The sequence below is a fragment of the Thalassospiraceae bacterium LMO-JJ14 genome, from assembly GCA_021555105.2.
Classification (GTDB): domain Bacteria; phylum Pseudomonadota; class Alphaproteobacteria; order Rhodospirillales; family Casp-alpha2; genus UBA4479.
Genome location: CP134604.1, coordinates 3,766,014 through 3,784,599 on the forward strand (window position 1 = coordinate 3,766,014; position 18,586 = coordinate 3,784,599).

Genomic DNA, 18,586 nt, shown 5'->3' on the forward strand with positions numbered 1-18,586 from the left:
GGTCGCTCTCCGTCTGTTGGCTCCTCCTACGGCTTTCCGGAAGGACGCTGCACACGGTCCCGGATGTTTTCCGGAAGGTCTTGAATAACGCTAGCGCTTTGCAGCAAATCCCGCAAGGCTCCTTGCAAGGTGACATTCAACTCGATCCGCTTGCCGTCATACAGCGCCGGATTTGCGCCATTGATTTTAGCTTTTGCCGTGATGTCCCCGGACAGCGGCCCATCCAGCGACATCTGCAGATCGCTGTAGCGGAAATCCGATAGGGCACGCGACAACAGCTCAGCCATTTCACCACTCTGATGGAGGCTTTCAAGCGCCACTGCAGAGCGGAATTTGAGCACTCCGTTCCGGTCCGACCAGACCCGTGCATCGTCGATTACCGGGCCGTCTTCGCTGATACGGACCGGGATGCTACCGGCGAGCTTGCCTTCCGCCTCTAGTCCTTCGATAGCGATGCTACGGGCGAGATCCCCGGCATCGATGTTCTTAAGATTGGCGACAATGATATCCGGTGGACTGCTGAACGGAATGTCGAGGCCCTTGACCTCAAGCGACCCCCCGGCAACCGGCCAGACGGCATGATCGATGTGCAGCACGTCATTGCCCGGCAGGTCGAAACCGATCGTGCCGCCTGTGAGCGGCAAGCCCGCATCCAGCAGACCGACCGTGAGGGTTTGCAGGCCTTCGGTTCTGAGACCGGTCAAATCGGCAAACGCAATTTCACCATTGAGGCCGGCAATCTCCGCCGGTGCCGTGCCGAAGGCAATATCCTCAAGCGCAACTTTCGCCGTCGACGTCATTCGCGCACCGCTCCAGCCGAACCGGGCCTCGGCGCCAATCTTGCCGGCCACATCTGTGACCAGTCCCTTCAATACAGGAAATAACGCCTGCGGTTGCCGACCGTTTCGTGTGATTTCCCAAGCCGGGATATTCACCTGCACAGCGCCACGTTTATCCGCCATCCGATAACGAGCATCGATGTTCGCCCTCGGCCCGTCCATATAGCCTGCGTCTGCGGTGAGCGTAACGGCCGAAGGCTGGTATTGCCCCTTGCCCTCGAAGCCGACAGGCAGAAAGCGAATAGGGCGATGATGATCGACAAGATGCGCCGAGCCGATATCGACACGTGCGCCGAGCAGTCTATCCTTACCTTCAAGGCTGAGCGTTCCCGTAATGTCGGCAACGGCGATATCAGGCCCGTCTATTCTGACATCGCCCCCCATTGAGGCGAGCTTCGCCCACCAGGTGCCACGGCGCGCATCGAAGCTCGCGGTGCCTTCGAGCCGCGGCAGCGTCCCATTGATCGGATACGGACCGGCACCTTCAAGCGTGATCTCTGTGCTTTTGAGGACCGCGGCAAGATCAATTCGCCCGATGCCATCTTCGCCCAATGCCGCATGCAGCATTGGCATATTTCCGCCACGAGGACAAACCAGCATCGGTCCCGGTCTGAGCCTGGCGGCAAAAGCATCGATACGGGACGCGCGAAGCTCGATACAACTGTCCGGGTACAGGCGGAAACCATCCGCACCGAAACCGACATTCCCGGCTAACGAAACCTGCCCACCATCAATCGCTATATCGTCCTTCAGTTTACCGGCGAAACGCGCGTCGACCGAGGCTTCCATCTCCAGTTCCCGGAAGGGTCCGGATAAATGCACGCCAATCTGATCGGTAACGACCTCCAGCCCATCCAGGCGCAACTGCCAAGGATCGAAACGAAGCGCCAGATCCTCGAAAACGACGCCATCCGTGGTTGCCGGCCAGACTGTGCCGCCGGCATCGCCCGAAAACGGCAGCCAGTTATTATATATGCCGTCGAAGACAGCGCCCAGGCGCAACGGGTCTGCCGCAGTCGGCCCACCCGCCAGAAATGGAATGTCAGAGAGATTGCCGAGCGTGAGATCAAGCCGCCGCGCGCCCCCTTTATCCGGCAGGCCAAGATCAAAATGCATTCCCGCGACCGGGCGCAAACGCCAACCTTGTGTATCGATCCCAAGATCAAGCTTGCCGTCCAATGTCACGTTCACCCCGCCAGGCGAAGCCAACCCAAGATGCGTCAGATCGATCACACCTGAAACGCCATCTGTCGCCCGCACAGCACCGATGGAGAACTGTTCGGGCAATACCTGCATATCCCGCCTTGAACCCGTCACGTTGAAGCTCAGCGCACCGACAACATCAAGGGCAATCGGCAGCTTGTACGGCCCCTTGAGGCCATCGGTCGCGGCATCGCCGGAAATCAACAGTTTCGCTTCGGGATCGAAAATATCCTCCGTTTGGGCGCGAAGCTGCATGGTCAAACCCGTTCCCATGCCGCCGAGAAGAAAATCGACGGATGCCGCCTTGCCGTTGACCTCCCCTGTCAGATCGACATTGCCGATGTCGATACCGTCGATCCGTGCGCTCTGCACCGACAACGATCCGCCACCTACGAGCGCTCCTGCGATTTGCCCTCTGATATTGACCGCCCCCTGCATTTCCGCGAACGCCAGGCGGGCATCGCTCGACGCATTCTGAATATCGAGGATCAACTGAAGTTGATCCGCAGCGTCCAGAATCCCCCGCATGCGCCCACTGACCCGCGCTTCAGGATGCTGCAGGGCAAACTGGATGTTGGCATCAGTGCCGATCCCGTCGGTGACAAGCACCAGCCCCTCGACGGCGGCATCCACAGCACCTAGCGGCGTCGTTACCTTGAGCAAACCGGCGGACACCGCCACCGGCCCGAGGACACGGATTTTCTTTCCCTCGGTCGAAGTACGATCTTCGCTGAGGAACCTGTTGAGCACGCCTGCATCGACACCCCCGGCGCTCACCGAAAGCGGCAATTCCGGCTGGTCGATACTCAACCCGTCAATGATGCCCTGAACAAGCCGGCCCGGCGAATAGTCGATGCTGATTTTCCGCACGCGTATATTGCTGTCCGAACCGAGGTCAACACCGCCAATCACCGCCTGCGTCAGACCGACGGATTCAATGTTAAGTTTAGCCGCGGGAAATCCCTCGTCCGCCAGATAGCTGCGCGCCGCCCAGCCCACCAGCCAAGGCAGCGTCAAATACGACGCGGCGATAACAGCAGCGACAAAGGCAACGAAAATCAGTGACAGAGCGGCCCGGCTCATGTGTTCCGGCACTCACGTGCGATAAACGGCATCCGCCACCACCCCGTCAGAAGATGGATAGGTTGATCAAGCATTCGCGCATGCTCGTGGTAACTTTGCAGGCGGTCAAGCGTGAGGACTTTCAGATCTGAGATCAGATGCCTATGTATACTCTATGAACGAAGAAAATAGCATGCAGCATGTAACGCAAGCGGTGTTCGCATACTGGTTCGGCGGGCTTGATGAGGCCGCGGCTGAAACCGCTCAGCCGTTTTGGTTCAAATCGACGCCCGAAATCGATACTGAGATTCGCGCCCGGTTTCAGGATTTCCATCTCCGGGCGAAGCAGGGCGGATTCGACAACGACGCCGAAAGCGCGGATGATTTTCTCGCCATTATCATCATGCTGGATCAATTCCCCCGCAATATGTATCGCGGCACTGCACAGGCATTTGAAACCGACCCGCTGGCCAGGCAATGGGCCGCACGGGCTCTCGAAAAAGGCATGGATCAGCAGCAACCGGCGCCCAACCGGCGCATGTTCTTTTATCTGCCGTTTGAACATGCCGAAAACATGGCCGATCAGAACGAAGCTGTTCGGTTATTCGAGAAAATGGGTTACGATGAACTCACGGGTTATGCCAAGGCGCATCGCGATATAATCACAACGTATGGGCGGTTTCCGCACCGAAATGCCGTGCTTGGCCGCACATCGACCCCAGACGAGGAAGTCTACCTGAGCCAACCGGGGGCCGGCTTTTAAGTAAAGGAAGTTCAGAATATGCCCTCACTCAAGATCCTCAGAATATTTTGCGCAATCTCTTTTACGGCCACTCTTGGTGCGTGCACGTACAGTAAAATCGATACCGGCGTCTTCACGCAACCTGCCGAGCAGAACGGCCGCGTCATTGTCGAGACCTCCGCGTTTCAGAATATCGCACCGACACGGGTGAATTACGCGGATTCGCGCATCACCGAGGAATATGTACTTTATCGCGCCGCTGGCGGTCAGGCGGAAATCCTGTTCTCAGAAACCCTGCCCCGATTTAAAAACAGAACGGTGCTCGATTTCGACAAGCTGATCTCTAGCTCGGTCAAGATGTGGCGCTTTAATCAGGGGCAGCCGCTCGAATTCAGCGAAAGCTTCACCGTCGACAACGATTTTGCATCGTTCTGGGTGCAGCCGTACCGGCAAACCAAAACTGGACGTAACTGCGCCGGATTTTCGGCACGGTGGGATATCCGCATGGACGATCGCGATCTCCGGCCCAGCAAGATCATGTTCGGGTTCCATTGCGCCCCCAAGGGAACAGCTTTTGGCGCCGATGAAGCCCGGAAGCTCGTGCAAGCCATTCAGGTCCGGGGTATTTCGGTCCCGTTGCGGGTCGAATCCGTTTACGAACTCAACAGGAAGACACCGCCGCCATCAATAGACATCCAGACCATCAACCTTGTGTTGGCCCAGGATGGCGCCGGCGGCGGTATTGCCGGACTGCCGGAATTCCCTTTGCTTTTTTCCAGGGTCTATAACGACTTTGACGGTGGTGACTGCATAAACTGCTGAGTCGAGGCGATTAGTTGCCGAGGTCGATCCGTATCCGGATTTCGGGTTCCGCAACCCTGAACGCAGCTTCATTGAAAGATGGCGGACCGAAGAAGACCTTGGCGTCGTTAGAGAATCCGTAGTCTTCCAACGGGATGCCGAACAGGCCCTGATCGAAGTCATGGTTGCCGTTTTCATCGTGATAGACGGCAATTGCATAACGCCCGGGCTGCAGATCTCTAAACGAGACCTCAGCCCTGAGACCGGCAATACCGACCTGGGTCTCGGCCCGCATGCCGTCGGAATCGGGAAAAGCATCGGGATTGTCGTACAACGCGATATGCACATCGCCATTGTTGCTGGCGAGTCCCAGAATTTCGACATTCAGGGTCGCGGCGATGGCCGCATACGGCAACAAAGCTGTCAGGATAAATATCGGAATGCAGAGCCGTCCCATGACGGCGGCCCTCAAACGCGGATGTTCAGATAATAACCGCGCGGCGCACGCTGATCGAGCGGCAGCCCCTGATTGAGAAGGCCATTGAGGCGTTGCAGCCCGGCCTGCTCCTGCGGTGTCTGATTGTGTTCGAGAAAACGGGCACGTGACTGCACTTCCCGAACTTCCTCGGATTGATAATGCGAGCGTGCGGGCTTTGCTGCCCCCAGACCGCCACCACTTAGATTGATCCCATCCGTCATAGGATGGACGCTAGCGGGAAAAGGGTTAACGAGCGGTAAACTATGCGGCCTGACTTGGGAAAATCTGTGGATACTCCAGAAAAACCGGCTTTCCCGGATTACGGATGGCGCATGACCTCGAATTTCGGGCCGCCGCCTTCACGGTAGACATTCAGGGCCCATGTGATGCTGGGGAAAGCGATCTCGTCCCAGGGGATATCTGCCCAATCGAATAAGGCCGCCTCGATGCTTTCCGGGCCCGGGTCCAGTTCGGGGCTGATCATGGCCGCTTGATAGACCATGTATATCTGCGAAATCCTGGGAATTTCGAACATGCCCAGAAACGCACCGATATCGACATTTGCACCGGATTCCTCCATAACTTCGCGCCGCGCACCTTCATCAGTCGTTTCATTCAGTTCGAGATAACCGGCCGGTATCGTCCAGTATCCGATCCGCGGTGCAATAGCGCGGCGGCACAGGAGAATTTTGTCCTGCCAGGTGCAAACCGCCCCAGCGACGATGCGTGGATTATCGTAATGAATGAACCCGCAATCGACACAAACCATGCGTTCACGGTCATCGCCTTCGGGGATCTGACGGACCACCGGCCCCTGGGCCGCCGTAGCGGATATATTGTTGCTGTCTTGTGTATCGCTCATTGTTTTACCGGAAATTCCGCTGCCTGCCGATTATTCGTATGATATTTCGTCCAAATCGGGCGTCGACCCGGATCATACCGCGGGGCATATTGTCAGGAATAACAAATAGCTGCAAATGCGGCTGCGAAACCGGCATACGGGTGATATAAACGAGGTCCGAGACATTTTCACCGGTGTATTTCGCCCGTGAATAAGTGGATATGAAAGTTAACAATGGCGATCCACGCTGAGCGCGAAGACGAGGCAGATTTCGATACCGCCGCCAGCGGCTTGGGTGACCGCACGTTTTTGGGCGGCCTCAGTCTCGGTGCCCGCTCCTGGCTGTATTTCCTGGCTTGCCTCATCGCCGCCGCCGCCTTCGGTGCGCTCTATTATCATGTCGACCAGCGTCTCGATCAGGCGCTGCAAAATCTGCAGCGTGCTTCGCGGATTGATGAACTTTCCAATACCGTGGAACGCGGCACCTACAGCCTGCAGGCGCGACAGCGGAAATTCCTGCTGACCCGGGACACTGAAATCGCCGACGGATTCTCGGTCGACCTTGCTGATGTCTCTGCGGCGCTGGACGAGTTATTCAGCTTCCCCGAAGCGCAACCGCTGGCGCAACACGTAACCACCATCCGCGACGGCCTGGTGCAGTATGACCAGCAATTTCAGACATTCCTCAATGCCGAACGGGCAATCGGCAGCGATTCCGAAACGGGCCTCAGTGCGCAGCTGCGGCGCACATCTTCCGCGTTGCGCGCCGCGTTTCGCGAAAGCGGCAAAGCCAACCTGATCAACCAGGTTGAACGGATCGATCAACAAGGCGAGGAAACGATCCTGTCGGGATCCGTAAAAGGCGTCGATGAAATCCGCAAACGCTACGATGCACTGACCGAATTTGTCGGCGCTGCGGATATCGCAACCCCGCAAAAATCGCAAATCGATCAGCTTCTGAAGCAGCACGAAACGCAGATGCTCTCGATCATAAATGCGCGCTTTGAACTTTCCGATCAAACGCGCCGGTTCGAAGAACTGTTCGACTACTTCGTGCCAAGCCTGACGGGGCTTGCCGGATTCTCGGAACGGCTGCGGATTCAGGCCGCCGCCGAAGTACGCAACATGCAGTTGTTTGCCCGCTACACCATCCTCGGCGGATCGATGGCGATCATTCTTTGGCTGTTCTTTTTCGGCCTCGTGTTAATCAAGAGTCTAAGCGGCCCGGCGCGGCGGATCGCCGAAGCCACTGAACGCATTGCCCGGGGTGCCAGTCACATCACCGTGCCGGCGCAGGGCAACAAGGACGATTTCGGCCGGATTGCCCGGATGCTCGATGGTTGGGCCGACACCATTATCGAAGTGGATCAATTGCGCACAGATCTTGAGCGAACGCGCGAACGCCTGAGCGAGGCCATTGCCGATGCCGACAATGCATCGGAGCGCGCCTACACCGCCGAGCAAAGGGCCGAACGTGCGGAACGGGCCCTTGAAGAAGAGCCCATGAAAGCACTGCCGCCGCCAACGATGCCGGAACCCGTGCAGGAACCTGAAGCGGAAACCGAAACCGAAGCCGAAGCCGCGCCTGAACGTCCGCCTTACCGTCCGCGTGGCCGGCCGATCCCCGCACTCGAGTTGGGCGAAGATGTCCGTGGCGGCGCCATCTCGTCGGTCAGCCAGCAATTGCAGAACTTTACCCAATACGTGACCGCCGCCGCCAATGACGTTGAACGCACGGAAGCCCTGATCAAGGGCATCGACCAAATGACGTTCCTCGTGGATGACATTTCGGAACTGGTGATGACAATCCGCGACCAGAGCAACTTGCTGGCCTTTCGCTCACCCGGCAAGGAAGCGACGCGCGATGCTGGGCGCGATGGGGATGATACCCTGATCGCCTTTTCCGGAGACAAGCGAACATCGGAAGCGGAGCGCGTCTATGCGCAGCGTTTCGATCATCTCCGCGAAGCCACGGATCAGACGGAACGCACCGCGCATCGCATCAAGAACACCCTGGCCGAAGTCAGTGAAATCGCCCGCGAAATCGCTGAAACCGCTTCCCATCAGGCACTCGACGCGACGCACCGGCTACTCAACCAGTCGGAATATCTGCAAAATATGCTGGACGATATCCTGAGCCGGGTGCACCCCGCCAAGCCCGGTGCACTGTCCGAACAGCGCGCCCCCCGGCGCTCCAACGATGACCCGTTTGCCTAATCGGTCATGATGGCGGCGACGCCGGGCAGTTGCTTGCCTTCAATCCATTCCAGAAAAGCCCCGCCCGCGGCGGAAACATAGGAAAATCCTGCTTCCGCACCGGCGTTGGCCAAGGCCGAGACCGTATCGCCACCACCGGCGACCGACAGCAAATTGCCAGCCTTCGTCAGTTCGGCAACCGTTTTCGCCACGGCATTGGTCCCGGCATCGAAAGGATCTACTTCGAACGCACCCAGGGGACCATTCCACAACACCGTCTTCGCCGACTTCAGCCGCGTTTGCAGATCGGCAATGCTTTTTGGCCCGATGTCGAGGATCATCATGTCATCGGGAACTTCACTCAATTCCGCTTGGGTTGCTTTCGCACCCGTTTCAAAAGCCTCGGCAATGACGACATCCAACGGCAGCACGATTTCGCAGTTGGCGCTGGCGGCCATGTCGACGATGGCACGGGCTTCGTCGGCCATATCCTTTTCGCAAAGCGATTTGCCGATGCCGACACCATTGGCATACAGGAAGGTGTTGGCCATGCCGCCACCGATGACGATCTGGTCGACCTTTTCCGCAAGATGCCCCAGAACCGCCATCTTGGTTGAAACCTTGGCCCCGCCGACGACGGCGATGACCGGGTGTGCCGGTGTTTCGAGCGCATTGGCGAGAGCTTCGATTTCGGCCTGCATCAGACGCCCGGCAGCCGAAGGTAAATGATGCGTGATCCCCTCGGTCGAGGCATGCGCACGGTGTGCGACGGAAAAGGCATCCGAGACGAAGGCATCCCCGTTCGCGGCAAGCGCCTTGGCAAAGTCCGGGTCGTTCTTTTCCTCGCCGCCATGAAAGCGCAGGTTTTCCAGCATCACAAAACCGCCTGCCGGTGCGGCATCGATCGCCGCCTTGGCGGCATCGCCAATGCAGTCTGCGGCAAATGTAACGTTTTTACCGGAAAGCCCGGCCAGCGCATCGGCGACCGGTTGCAGGCTCATGTCCGCATGCACCGTACCCTTGGGGCGGCCGAAGTGCGACAGGATGACGACCTTGGCGCCCTTGTCCGCCAGTTCGTTCAATGTTTCGAGCGCCCGGTCGATGCGCGTGGTATCGGTGATTTTACCGTCCCGCATGGGGACGTTGAAATCGACGCGGACGAGAACCCGCTTACCGGCGACATCAAGATCATCAAGGGTTTTTAAATGAGCCATGGTTTCCTTCCCGGGGAGAATTGAAATCAGTTTCTGGTAGCGACGGCGCACCCGGCGGCAATCATCAGCGAACCGGCGCAACGGTTCATGTAGCGGACGGCACGCTCGGTACGAAACAGCCGGCGCACCTGCGTTGCCGCCAGGGCATAGGTGACGAGGACACAGATCAGCACCGTCAGGACGGTCGTCACAATGGCAACGCCTTCGCCAAACGTAAGGGTCTTCAGATCGGTGAAAGTCGGCAGAAAGCTCAGGTAAAAAATAATCACTTTCGGATTGCCGAGGGTCAGAAACAGCCCGCCCGCATAGCCACGGGCATGACTGCCTTTTGATAAGTTAGCAGCCTCGCCGGATTGGGTGGGAAGCACGGCCGGCTGCCGCCAGGCCTTGATCCCCAGATAGATCAGATAAGCGGCACCGGTCCAGCGAACGAAAATGAACAGCTCGCCCAGCATTCCAGCAATCATGGACAGGCCGAATATGGCAAACAGAACATAAACCAGATCGCCGCTGGCAATGCCCAGAATGAACGGCAGGGTTGAGCGGAATCCAAAAGCCACGCTGCGGGCCGCCGTCGCGATAACACCAGGGCCCGGCGCCGCCATCCAGACAAAGCTCGCAATCGCCAGCGCAAATATGACTGTAATGCTCATGTCAGCCCGTCTTCAGAGAGTTCAACACGCGGCGTTTATAAATGGCGATCACAGGCTTTTCCAGATATTCGCGTTTCAGTTGGCCTGAATCTCTTTCAGACGCTTTTTCGCCGCTTCGGCTTTTTCAGTCTCGCCCAGCACCTCGTAAGCGCGGATCAGCCGCTGCCAACCCGACGGATCGTTCGGATTTGCCTCAAGCTTCTCGGCCAGCCTCGCAACCATCGAGCGGATGAAGGCATTTTGTTCCTCACCCGTCATCTGCTGTGCGGCCTCGACGTCTTCACGCGTTGGTCCGGGCGGCGCGGGGCTTGTGCTTTGTGCGCCGGGTGCCGGCGCATTACCGGAACTCAAGGCGGGATTACCTGCGGCCAGTTTTCTGGCGTTTTCGCTCGGCTGTAGATCCGAAACGGCAAAGCCGCCATCTTCCGCGGCACGCTTGATCTGCGATCTAATAGCGCTCACGAAAGGCGCATCCTTGGGCTGGATCGCCAGCAGATCGGTCCAGATTTGCGCCGCCCCCAAAAGGTCGCCCCCCATGGCCTTGTCGAGACCGATGTAGAACCAGGGCTTGGGCAGCAGCGGGTTCTTTTCACGGGCTTCCAGAAAGTCCCCGAATATCTCCGGCGTGAAATTTCCGTCGCGTGCCATCAGCCGGGTTTCCGCCCAGTCCGCCAGCAATTCCGGATCTCGGCCGCTCAGTTCTACGGCACGTTGATACGCAGCGGCAGCGAGGCGCTGCTCGCCGAGCGTGCCGTAGGTTCTTGCCAGCAGTATCCAGCCATCCGCATCCCCGTCATTGGCACGAAGACGCGCTTCGAGCTGTGTCGCCAACTGCCGCATGGCATTGTTCTCGTCGCTGGCAGCCGCAGGGGCTTCCTTGAGATCGGTGCGTGCCGACATTGGGAAATCGGGCATACCCGGCGTACCGGTCTTCATATAAAGGCCAAGCGCAGCGAGCGGTACGATCAGGGCCGCGACGATGACCGTAAACCGTCCCTTGCCGGGTGCTGTCTCAACTGTTTCCTCGTTTTCCGCCGCATCGGCGGCGGCAAGCAGGCGGCGCTGGATTTCCAGACGCGCGGCATCGGCTTCCGCAACGGCGATCCGCCCCTCCGCCAGATCACGGTCCAGCTCGCTCAGTTGATCCTTGTAGACGGTGACGTCATATTCCGAGCGGCCCGCTAGCTGACGGGCTGCGCGAAACTGCGGCAAAAGCAGCGCCACCAACACAACAGCACTCAACAGTCCGGCAAATACCCAGAACGTCATGACTGATCCTCGTCGATCAATCGGGCAAGCTTCTGCTTCTCGGCCTCGCTCAATGCATTCGCCCCGGTGCCCGGTGAGACCTCACCTGTGCGGCGGCGGAAGAACAAAAAGATGGCAAACACACCGAATGCGATGATCACGCCCGGACCAAACCACAGCGCGTAGGTTTTCAGCTTGAACGGGGGATTGAGCAAAACGAAGTCGCCGTAACGCGACACCACGTAATCGATCACTTCGCGGTTGCTGTCCCCGGCAACAATCCGCTCACGGACCAGAACGCGCAGGTCGCGCGCCAGATCGGCATCGGAATCGTCGATGGACTGGTTCTGGCAAACCAGACAGCGAAGTTCCTTACCGACTTCTCGCGCGCGCGATTCCAGTGCCGGGTCCTTGAGAATTTCATCTGGTTGCACGGCAAGCGCCGGGACCGCCAGCAAGGCCAGAAATAATGCGGCGAGTACAAACCTCATCCGCCCTGCTCCCGCAGATGGGCAATTAACGGCTCCAACGTCCCATTCCACACTTCCTTGGTAATCGGACCGACATGTTTGTAACGGACGATCCCCTTTTTATCGACGACGAAGGTTTCCGGCGCGCCGGTAACGCCGAAAGAAATGGCGGCGATGGATCGCGGGTCGTCACCGGCCAGCGTATACGGATCGCCGTGGCGCCTGAGCCATGCAGGTCCTGCCTGACGATCCGGCTCGCGCCAGTCGATGGCGTGGATCGGCACCCAGCCGTTTTCCTTGATGGTCATCAGGAACGGATGCTCGACCCGGCACGCCACGCACCAGGATCCGAAGACATTGACCAGCGAGACATCGCCCTGCAGGTCCGTATTCTTGAGTCCTTTTTCATCGCGGCCCTCAAGACCCGGCAGATCGAAGGCAGGGACCGGCTTGCCTTCCAACATGCTCGGCAGTTTTTGCGGATCAAGGCCAAGACCGATGGCCAGGTAAACACCGATCAGCAGAAAACCGGCCAGCGGCAGAATATACAAAAATCGTTTCATGTTTTGACCGTCATTCCGCCGGTTGCGCGCCGGCGGGGACGCTCGAGCGTTTCGGCGCACCGATCCGGAAACGCCGGTCCGACAGCGACAGCGCGCCGCCGACGACCATGGTCAGTGCACCGATCCACATCCATACGACGAGCGGATTGAAATAGATCCGTGTCACGTACGAGCCGTCGGCATTGGCATCGCCGATGACGGCATACAGATCGCCCGACAGTAGCGTATATATCCCGGCTTCGGTCGTCGGCATCTGGCGCACCGTGTAGATACGCTTTTCCGGCGCCAGTTCGGCGATCAGCCTGCCGTCCTTCGTCACCGTGAAACGGCCTTCGGTAATCAGGTAATTCGGCCCCTCTTTTTCCTGAGCGCCATCGAAACGGAACTCATAACCCGACACATTCACTGTTTCGCCGGGCTGCATGCTTTGCACGCTTTCGACCTTCCACACCCCGGCGCCGGTAATCCCGAACACGGCCAGCGCCAGACCGAAGTGCGCCAGCGTCATGCCCCAGTTGGCGCGCGGCAAATTGCCCAAACGGCGCAGCGACTGACCGACGGGAACGCGGAACAGGCGCACCCGCTCGGCTAGTTCGATCAGCGTGCCGATGGCGAGCCATGAGCCGATGGCGACACCGACGATTCCCCACGGCGATGCGCCGCTCTGCCAAGACCAGGTGGCAATCGCCAGCGCCAGTGCCAGCGCCATGCCGAGCCACAAGGTTTTCAGCGCACGCAACAGATCGCCGCGCTTCCACGCCAGCAACGGGCCGATGGCCATCGCCGCGACCATCGGCGTCATCAAAGGAATGAAGACCGCGTTGAAGAACGGCGGCCCGACGGAAATCTTGTCCTGCCCGTCGGAAATCGCATCGATGAACAGAGGATAAAGCGTCCCCAGCAGAACCACGCCCGCCGCCGTTCCCATCAACAGGTTGTTCAGCAGCAGGGCCCCTTCACGCGAAATCGGCTGAAATAGCCCGGTGCTCTTCAGTTGCGGTGCGCGCCAGGCATAAAGCGTGAACGAGCCGCCGATGACGATCAGCAAAAGCACGAGAATAAAAACACCCCGCTCGGGATCGGTTGCGAACGCGTGCACCGAGGTCAGCACCCCGGAGCGCACCAGGAACGTGCCCAGCAGCGAGAACGAAAATGCGACGATGGCAAGGAAGATGGTCCAGGCCTTCATGGTGTCGCGTTTTTCAACGACGACACAGGAATGCAACAACGCGGTGCCGATCAGCCACGGCATGAACGATGCGTTTTCGACCGGATCCCAGAACCAGAAACCGCCCCAGCCGAGTTCATAGTATGCCCACCAGGAACCAAGCGCGATACCGCCGGTAAGGAAGCACCATGCCGCCAGCGTCCAGGGCCGCACCCAGCGCGCCCACGCGGCATCGACGCGGCCTTCGATCAACGCCGCAATGGCGAACGAAAACGCCATCGAAAAACCGACATAGCCTAGATAGAGCATCGGCGGATGAAACGCGAGGCCCGGATCCTGCAGCAGCGGATTCAGATCCTGGCCGTTGGCGGCCGGGGGAAACATCCGCTCGAACGGATTGGACGTCAGCAGGATAAACAGGTAGAAGCCGACCGCGATCAATGCCTGCACCGAAAGGGCACGCGCCTTGAGCGCTGGCGGCAGATACTTGCCGAACATGGCGACGGCGGCGCCGAAGATCGACAGGATCAGCACCCAAAGCAGCATTGAGCCTTCATGATTGCCCCACACACCGGAGACTTTATAAAGCATCGGTTTCGTGGAATGGGAATTCTGCACCACATTGACGAGCGAGAAATCCGACGTCACGTAGGCATGCGTAAGACAGCCGAAACTGACTGCGACAAGACAGAACTGTACCAGTGCCGAGTGATTGGCGAAGGCCATCCACGCAGCGTTGCCGCGCTGCGCGCCGATCAGCGGAATGACGCCCTGCGTGCAAGCCACCATCAGGGCCAGAATTAACGCGAAATGACCAAGTTCAGCGATCAATTGCCACTTCCTTTCCACTCGCCCGATTTCTTGAGCGCATCGGCGACTTCGGGCGGCATGTAGTTCTCGTCATGCTTAGCCAGCACTTCGTCGGCAACGAACACGCCGTTCACGATACGGCCTTCGCAGACCACACCCTGACCTTCCCGGAACAGGTCCGGTAAAATGCCGGTGTAGGACACGCTGACCGTTTCCGCCATATCGGTGATACGGAAAGTCACCGTCTCGCCGGCCGATTTGTCGACGCTGCCTTCCTCGACCAGACCGCCTAGACGAAACCGCCGGTCTTCGCCGATTTTTCCGGCAACAACATCGCTCGGGCTCTGGAAGAAGACGATATTTTCCTCGAACGCGCTCAGGACCAATGCCGCCGCTCCCCCCAATAGCAGCAGCGCGACAAGCACGAATGTCAGGCGTTTGTGTTTACGTTTCATCGGATTCCTTCGGCATCGCGGCTTCGACCCGCTGTAATTCTTCACGAGTTTTCCTGAGCGCGCGCAGGCTGACCGCGACCAAGCCGATCAGCAGAACGGCAGCAAGGACATAGCTCGGCCACACATATGCGCCATGTTTGGTCATGCTCAGAATACTGTCGGTGTTATTCATATCGTCAACCCTAACCTGCCGCCGCCTGCCGGTGGCGCAGTGCACGCACTCGGTTGGACATGAGTTCACAGCGGATGCGGATCAGCAACAACCAGAAATAATATAGCTGAAAAGCAGCTGCCATCAGGAATAGCGGCGTCAGCATATCGGGGTGGATCGTCGGTCCCTGCATGCGGAGCACACTGGACGGTTGATGCAGGGTGTTCCACCAGTCGACCGAGAACTTGATAATCGGCACGTTGACGAAGCCGACCAGCACCAGGATCGCCGAGGCCCGCGCGCCTCGCCCGGGCTCGTCGAAGGCATCGCGAAGCGCCATATAGCCCAGATACAGAAAGAAGAGCACCAGGACCGACGTCAGTCGCGCATCCCAGACCCACCAGGTGCCCCACATCGGTTTGCCCCAGAGCGACCCCGTAACCAGCGACAGGAACGTGAATGCCGCACCGATCGGTGCTGTCGCCTTGGCGGCGACATCGGCCAGGGCATGTTTCCAGATGAGGGCCACCGCCGCCGATACCGCCATGGCCGTATAACAAAACAACGCCATCCACGCCGCCGGCACATGGATGTACATAATCCGCACCGTATGCCCCTGCTGATAATCGACCGGGGATGCAAACAACGACAAATAAAGCCCGGCGGCAAAACAGATCAGCATCAGGCCTAGCAGCCACGGCTCGACACGGCGGCTCAGGCGCTGAAAACGGGTCGGGTTGGCGAAGTAATGCAGCATGTTATTTCCACGTTAATACTTTGGAGTTTATAGCACCTGTTTCCGACTATGCCACGGCTTCGCGTAGGGCTTGCGCAGTCGCCCAGGGCGTCAATGCCAGGGCCGCCAGAAGAACACCCCCCAGCAGCATGAGATTGGCCTTAGCACCTTCGCCGTACAGCACCGCATCGCCGGCGCCGGCAGCGAAAATCAGTACCGGGATAACCAGCGGCAGGATCAATAGCGACAACAATACCCCGCCACGCCGCGCCCCCAGGGTCAGTGCCGCGCCGATACTGCCGATCAGGCTGAGGACCGGTGTGCCGAGTAGCAGCGTCAGCAGCAGAACCGGCCAGATCTCACCCGGCACATTCATCATCACAAATAATAACGGCGCCGCGCAGATCAACGGCACGCCGGTCGTCAGCCAGTGCACCAAAACCTTGATGCACACCGCCACTTCAAGGGCGACCGGAGACAGCACGAGAAGTTCCAGCGAGCCGTCCTCGTAATCCCCCATGAACATGCGGTCCATCGACAGCATCGCCGCCAGCAGCGCCGCGACCCAGATCACGCCCGGGCCGATCCTGGCCAGCATGTTGGGTTCCGGCCCGACACCGAACGGAAACAGCACCACGGCAATCACGAAAAAGGCAATCACCATCAGGCTGTCGGCGCTTTGCCGCATGGCGAGACGCATTTCCCGGCGAAACAGGATCGAAACCGCGTTCATGCCGCCGCCCGCCGGGTCGCGGCAATTGTCAGTGTATCTGCTGTTGATAGGCCGAGATCGGTGTGCGTAGAAATCACCGCCATGCCACCCGCGCTCAAATGCGCTTCAATCAGGACCTTGAGCGCATCCGTCGTGTCGGCATCGAGCGCCGTTGTCGGCTCATCGAGCAACCACAACGCCGCACCGGATGTCAGCATGCGTGTCAGCGTCACACGGCGGCGCTGGCCCGCAGACAGATAGCGTGCCGGCAAATCCGCAAGATGGCCGATACCGAGCGCCGCCAGCGCATCCGTAGCCGGCATCGCGGTGCTACCTGAAATCTCGGCCCAGAAGGTGACGTTTTCCATCACGCTCAGCGCCGGTTTGACGGCATCGGCATGGCCGATATAGGCAAGTCTGCGGTTATGCTCGACAGGGTCGTCGCGAATGTCTGCCCCGTCCCATGAAATGCTTCCGCTAACGGGTCGCATCAGCCCGGCCATCAAACGCAGCAGAGTCGACTTGCCGGCACCGTTGGCGCCTTTCAGAATCAAGGCATGGCCGCTGGTCACGGCAAAGCCGGTGCCGCTGAGCACCAGCCGCTCGCCTCTTATGCATTCGATATCCTGGCCACTGAATTCCGACATTTCATCCTCTGAAAATGCCCGGAAAACGTACCCGATGGCCGGTACTAAGGAAAGACGGAGGCGCATGTCTGTGAAATTCACGTTGCATCAAAACAATGAAAATAAAACGGCCGGGTCGCTCCCTGGGGGAAGTCTGACCCGACCGGTTAGTTTCGGCGCTGAGCGCCGATAGGGGACCAGAGAGGGGGGTCTCTGGTGCATAGACGAGGAGGTCTATGATTACGAAATTAGACAAAGATTGTGGCGCTATTATGGCACCTAACATTACAAATTTGTTAGGTTGCCGGGCGTTGCTAAATAACTGACAAAACAGCCGGCAAAACAGCTGGCCAGCATTCGATTCGCACCGGCAGTTCAGTTCGCGCGGGCGTCCTCGATAACCTTGCCGTCATTCGGCAGCGATCCTGCCGCGACGCATTCACACACACCCTTGAGCTTGCAAACGTTCTGGATCGTCTGGTTGATGGCATCCACAAGGGCCGGACCGCTGTCAGCGGTCTCACACCTGACGGTCATCACGTCGCTCTTGCCGTCATGGGTAACAACGACGCGGGCGCGGGCGATTTCCGGATGGCGGCGAACGATTTCCGCAACCTGGGCCGGATGCACGAACATGCCTTTGACCTTGGTCGTCTGATCGGCGCGGCCCATCCAGCCACGAAGCCGCATGTTGGTGCGCCCGCACGGGCTTTGACCGCCCAGGAATTGCGATAGATCGCCGGTGGCGAAACGGATCAGCGGGATGTCTTCCCTGAGCACCGTCACCACCACTTCGCCGACCTCGCCTTCGGCGACAGGATCGCCGGTTCCGGGACGAACGATCTCGACGATATGGCGTTCATCGATAATCAAGCCTTCGCGTGCTTCGCTTTCATAGGCGATATTACCGATATCGGCCGAGGCATATACTTGGCCGCAATGAATGCCATGATCTTCAATTTCCTTGCGGAGCGCCGGCGGCAGCCCCTCGCCCGCGACACAGGCTTTCTTGAGACTGGACGCGTCCTTGCCGAGCTCCTCGGCTTTTTCGAGGATCATTTTCAAAAAGCTCGGCGTCCCGGCGTAGCCCGTCGGCTTGATGTCATGAACCGCCTGTACCTGTAGTTCGGTATTGCCGACACCGGCCGGGAACACGGCACAGCCCAGTGCATGGGCTCCGGCTTCCAGCATGACGCCGGCCGGCGTGAAATGATAGGCGAAGGTGTTGTGCATGATATCGCCGTTCCGAAAGCCGCTGGCAAAAAGCGCCCGCGCTGTCCCCCACCAGTCCTTGCCGAAGCCTTCGATATCATAAGTCGGCCCCGGCGACTGGAAGATACGCAGCATATGACCGGCAGGTACCGTCGTCATGCCGCCCAACGGGTCGCCTTCGGACTGTATGTTGACCAGCTCCGACTTACGCGTCACCGGCAGCTTGGCAAGCGCCGCACGATCGGTAATTTCCGAAGGGTCGATCTCTTTAAGCAGTGTCTGGTAGTAAGGTGCATTGTCGCGGGCGTTCTGGACATGCGCCGACAGCGCACCCAATAGAGCGGCTTCGCGTCGCCCCGGATCCCTGATCTCGAGATCGTCGTAGAATGGACCCTGGCTCATTTTT

At 59.0% G+C, this 18,586-nt stretch carries 19 protein-coding genes; 3 read left to right on the forward strand and 16 right to left on the reverse strand.

All coding sequences use genetic code 11. From position 1 onward, the window contains the following. Positions 1-26: 26 nt before the first annotated feature. Positions 27-3,125: a YdbH domain-containing protein gene (locus L2D14_17840; protein WNJ99710.1), complete on the reverse strand. Its 3,099-nt coding sequence runs from the start codon at positions 3,123-3,125 to the stop codon at positions 27-29. 154 nt (positions 3,126-3,279) lie between these two features. On the opposite strand from L2D14_17840, the gene L2D14_17845 reads away from it, so the two are divergent. Both L2D14_17845 and L2D14_17850 read left to right on the forward strand, forming a co-directional pair. Beyond that, positions 3,280-3,867 carry a DUF924 family protein gene (locus tag L2D14_17845; protein WNJ99711.1) on the forward strand — a complete coding sequence of 196 codons (588 nt, stop codon included), beginning with the start codon at positions 3,280-3,282 and terminating at the stop codon, positions 3,865-3,867. Positions 3,868-3,885: 18 nt separating this feature from the next. Next, complete coding sequence (locus L2D14_17850; protein WNJ99712.1) at positions 3,886-4,668, forward strand: hypothetical protein; 783 nt, start codon at positions 3,886-3,888, stop codon at positions 4,666-4,668. Positions 4,669-4,678: 10 nt separating this feature from the next. On the opposite strand, the gene L2D14_17855 is transcribed toward L2D14_17850, so the two are convergent. The 3 genes from L2D14_17855 to L2D14_17865 form a co-directional block, all read right to left on the reverse strand. Next, positions 4,679-5,104 carry a DUF2141 domain-containing protein gene (locus tag L2D14_17855; protein ID WNJ99713.1) on the reverse strand — a complete coding sequence of 142 codons (426 nt, stop codon included), beginning with the start codon at positions 5,102-5,104 and terminating at the stop codon, positions 4,679-4,681. Positions 5,105-5,115: 11 nt separating this feature from the next. Further along, a complete protein-coding gene (locus tag L2D14_17860) occupies positions 5,116-5,346 on the reverse strand; it encodes a hypothetical protein (protein WNJ99714.1) in 231 nt (76 codons plus the stop codon). A 98-nt stretch (positions 5,347-5,444) separates the two neighbouring features. Next, the gene (locus tag L2D14_17865) at positions 5,445-5,987 is read right to left on the reverse strand and encodes an NUDIX hydrolase (GenBank protein ID WNJ99715.1); all 543 of its coding nucleotides are present in this window, start codon (positions 5,985-5,987) and stop codon (positions 5,445-5,447) included. Between the two features lie 213 nt (positions 5,988-6,200). Between L2D14_17865 and L2D14_17870 the strand changes: the two genes are divergently transcribed. Beyond that, positions 6,201-8,183, forward strand: a complete 1,983-nt coding sequence (locus L2D14_17870) for a hypothetical protein (protein ID WNJ99716.1) — start codon at positions 6,201-6,203, stop codon at positions 8,181-8,183. Here L2D14_17870 and L2D14_17875 read toward each other — a convergent pair. The 12 genes from L2D14_17875 to L2D14_17930 all read right to left on the reverse strand — a co-directional run bounded on the left by L2D14_17875 (position 8,180) and on the right by L2D14_17930 (position 18,582). Continuing rightward, positions 8,180-9,376, reverse strand: a complete 1,197-nt coding sequence (locus tag L2D14_17875) for a phosphoglycerate kinase (GenBank protein ID WNJ99717.1) — start codon at positions 9,374-9,376, stop codon at positions 8,180-8,182. The genes L2D14_17870 and L2D14_17875 overlap by 4 nt on opposite strands. Positions 9,377-9,402: 26 nt before the next feature. Beyond that, on the reverse strand, positions 9,403-10,029 hold the full coding sequence (locus tag L2D14_17880; GenBank protein WNJ99718.1) for a LysE family translocator: 627 nt from the start codon (positions 10,027-10,029) through the stop codon (positions 9,403-9,405). 75 nt (positions 10,030-10,104) lie between these two features. Continuing rightward, entirely contained in the window at positions 10,105-11,298 is a 1,194-nt protein-coding gene (gene ccmI / locus L2D14_17885; protein WNJ99719.1) for a c-type cytochrome biogenesis protein CcmI, read from the reverse strand. Then, entirely contained in the window at positions 11,295-11,768 is a 474-nt protein-coding gene (locus tag L2D14_17890; GenBank protein ID WNJ99720.1) for a cytochrome c-type biogenesis protein, read from the reverse strand. The genes ccmI and L2D14_17890 overlap by 4 nt, the downstream gene beginning before the upstream one ends. Next, on the reverse strand, positions 11,765-12,310 hold the full coding sequence (locus tag L2D14_17895) for a DsbE family thiol:disulfide interchange protein (GenBank protein ID WNJ99721.1): 546 nt from the start codon (positions 12,308-12,310) through the stop codon (positions 11,765-11,767). The genes L2D14_17890 and L2D14_17895 overlap by 4 nt, the downstream gene beginning before the upstream one ends. Positions 12,311-12,320: 10 nt before the next feature. After that, complete coding sequence (locus L2D14_17900; GenBank protein WNJ99722.1) at positions 12,321-14,309, reverse strand: heme lyase CcmF/NrfE family subunit; 1,989 nt, start codon at positions 14,307-14,309, stop codon at positions 12,321-12,323. Next, positions 14,306-14,743, reverse strand: a complete 438-nt coding sequence (ccmE, locus tag L2D14_17905) for a cytochrome c maturation protein CcmE (GenBank protein WNJ99723.1) — start codon at positions 14,741-14,743, stop codon at positions 14,306-14,308. The genes L2D14_17900 and ccmE overlap by 4 nt, the downstream gene beginning before the upstream one ends. Continuing rightward, positions 14,733-14,915, reverse strand: coding sequence for a heme exporter protein CcmD (gene ccmD / locus L2D14_17910; GenBank protein ID WNJ99724.1), 183 nt, complete (start codon positions 14,913-14,915; stop codon positions 14,733-14,735). The genes ccmE and ccmD overlap by 11 nt, the downstream gene beginning before the upstream one ends. Positions 14,916-14,925: 10 nt before the next feature. Continuing rightward, entirely contained in the window at positions 14,926-15,648 is a 723-nt protein-coding gene (locus tag L2D14_17915) for a heme ABC transporter permease (GenBank protein WNK01703.1), read from the reverse strand. Positions 15,649-15,697: 49 nt separating this feature from the next. Then, complete coding sequence (ccmB, locus tag L2D14_17920; protein WNJ99725.1) at positions 15,698-16,363, reverse strand: heme exporter protein CcmB; 666 nt, start codon at positions 16,361-16,363, stop codon at positions 15,698-15,700. After that, positions 16,360-16,989: a heme ABC exporter ATP-binding protein CcmA gene (ccmA, locus tag L2D14_17925; protein ID WNJ99726.1), complete on the reverse strand. Its 630-nt coding sequence runs from the start codon at positions 16,987-16,989 to the stop codon at positions 16,360-16,362. The genes ccmB and ccmA overlap by 4 nt, the downstream gene beginning before the upstream one ends. 354 nt (positions 16,990-17,343) lie before the next feature. Further along, entirely contained in the window at positions 17,344-18,582 is a 1,239-nt protein-coding gene (locus L2D14_17930) for an AMP-binding protein (GenBank protein ID WNJ99727.1), read from the reverse strand. Positions 18,583-18,586: the final 4 nt, after the last annotated feature.

Coding starts and splice junctions, on each gene's coding strand:
- L2D14_17840 (WNJ99710.1), bottom strand. CDS start 3,125: ATGAGCCGGGCCGCTCTGTCACTGATTTTCGTTGCCTTTGTCGCTGCT.
- L2D14_17845 (WNJ99711.1), top strand. CDS start 3,280: ATGAACGAAGAAAATAGCATGCAGCATGTAACGCAAGCGGTGTTCGCA.
- L2D14_17850 (WNJ99712.1), top strand. CDS start 3,886: ATGCCCTCACTCAAGATCCTCAGAATATTTTGCGCAATCTCTTTTACG.
- L2D14_17855 (WNJ99713.1), bottom strand. CDS start 5,104: ATGGGACGGCTCTGCATTCCGATATTTATCCTGACAGCTTTGTTGCCG.
- L2D14_17860 (WNJ99714.1), bottom strand. CDS start 5,346: ATGACGGATGGGATCAATCTAAGTGGTGGCGGTCTGGGGGCAGCAAAG.
- L2D14_17865 (WNJ99715.1), bottom strand. CDS start 5,987: ATGAGCGATACACAAGACAGCAACAATATATCCGCTACGGCGGCCCAG.
- L2D14_17870 (WNJ99716.1), top strand. CDS start 6,201: ATGGCGATCCACGCTGAGCGCGAAGACGAGGCAGATTTCGATACCGCC.
- L2D14_17875 (WNJ99717.1), bottom strand. CDS start 9,376: ATGGCTCATTTAAAAACCCTTGATGATCTTGATGTCGCCGGTAAGCGG.
- L2D14_17880 (WNJ99718.1), bottom strand. CDS start 10,029: ATGAGCATTACAGTCATATTTGCGCTGGCGATTGCGAGCTTTGTCTGG.
- ccmI (WNJ99719.1), bottom strand. CDS start 11,298: ATGACGTTCTGGGTATTTGCCGGACTGTTGAGTGCTGTTGTGTTGGTG.
- L2D14_17890 (WNJ99720.1), bottom strand. CDS start 11,768: ATGAGGTTTGTACTCGCCGCATTATTTCTGGCCTTGCTGGCGGTCCCG.
- L2D14_17895 (WNJ99721.1), bottom strand. CDS start 12,310: ATGAAACGATTTTTGTATATTCTGCCGCTGGCCGGTTTTCTGCTGATC.
- ccmE (WNJ99723.1), bottom strand. CDS start 14,743: ATGAAACGTAAACACAAACGCCTGACATTCGTGCTTGTCGCGCTGCTG.
- ccmD (WNJ99724.1), bottom strand. CDS start 14,915: ATGAATAACACCGACAGTATTCTGAGCATGACCAAACATGGCGCATAT.
- ccmB (WNJ99725.1), bottom strand. CDS start 16,363: ATGAACGCGGTTTCGATCCTGTTTCGCCGGGAAATGCGTCTCGCCATG.
- ccmA (WNJ99726.1), bottom strand. CDS start 16,989: ATGTCGGAATTCAGTGGCCAGGATATCGAATGCATAAGAGGCGAGCGG.
- L2D14_17930 (WNJ99727.1), bottom strand. CDS start 18,582: ATGAGCCAGGGTCCATTCTACGACGATCTCGAGATCAGGGATCCGGGG.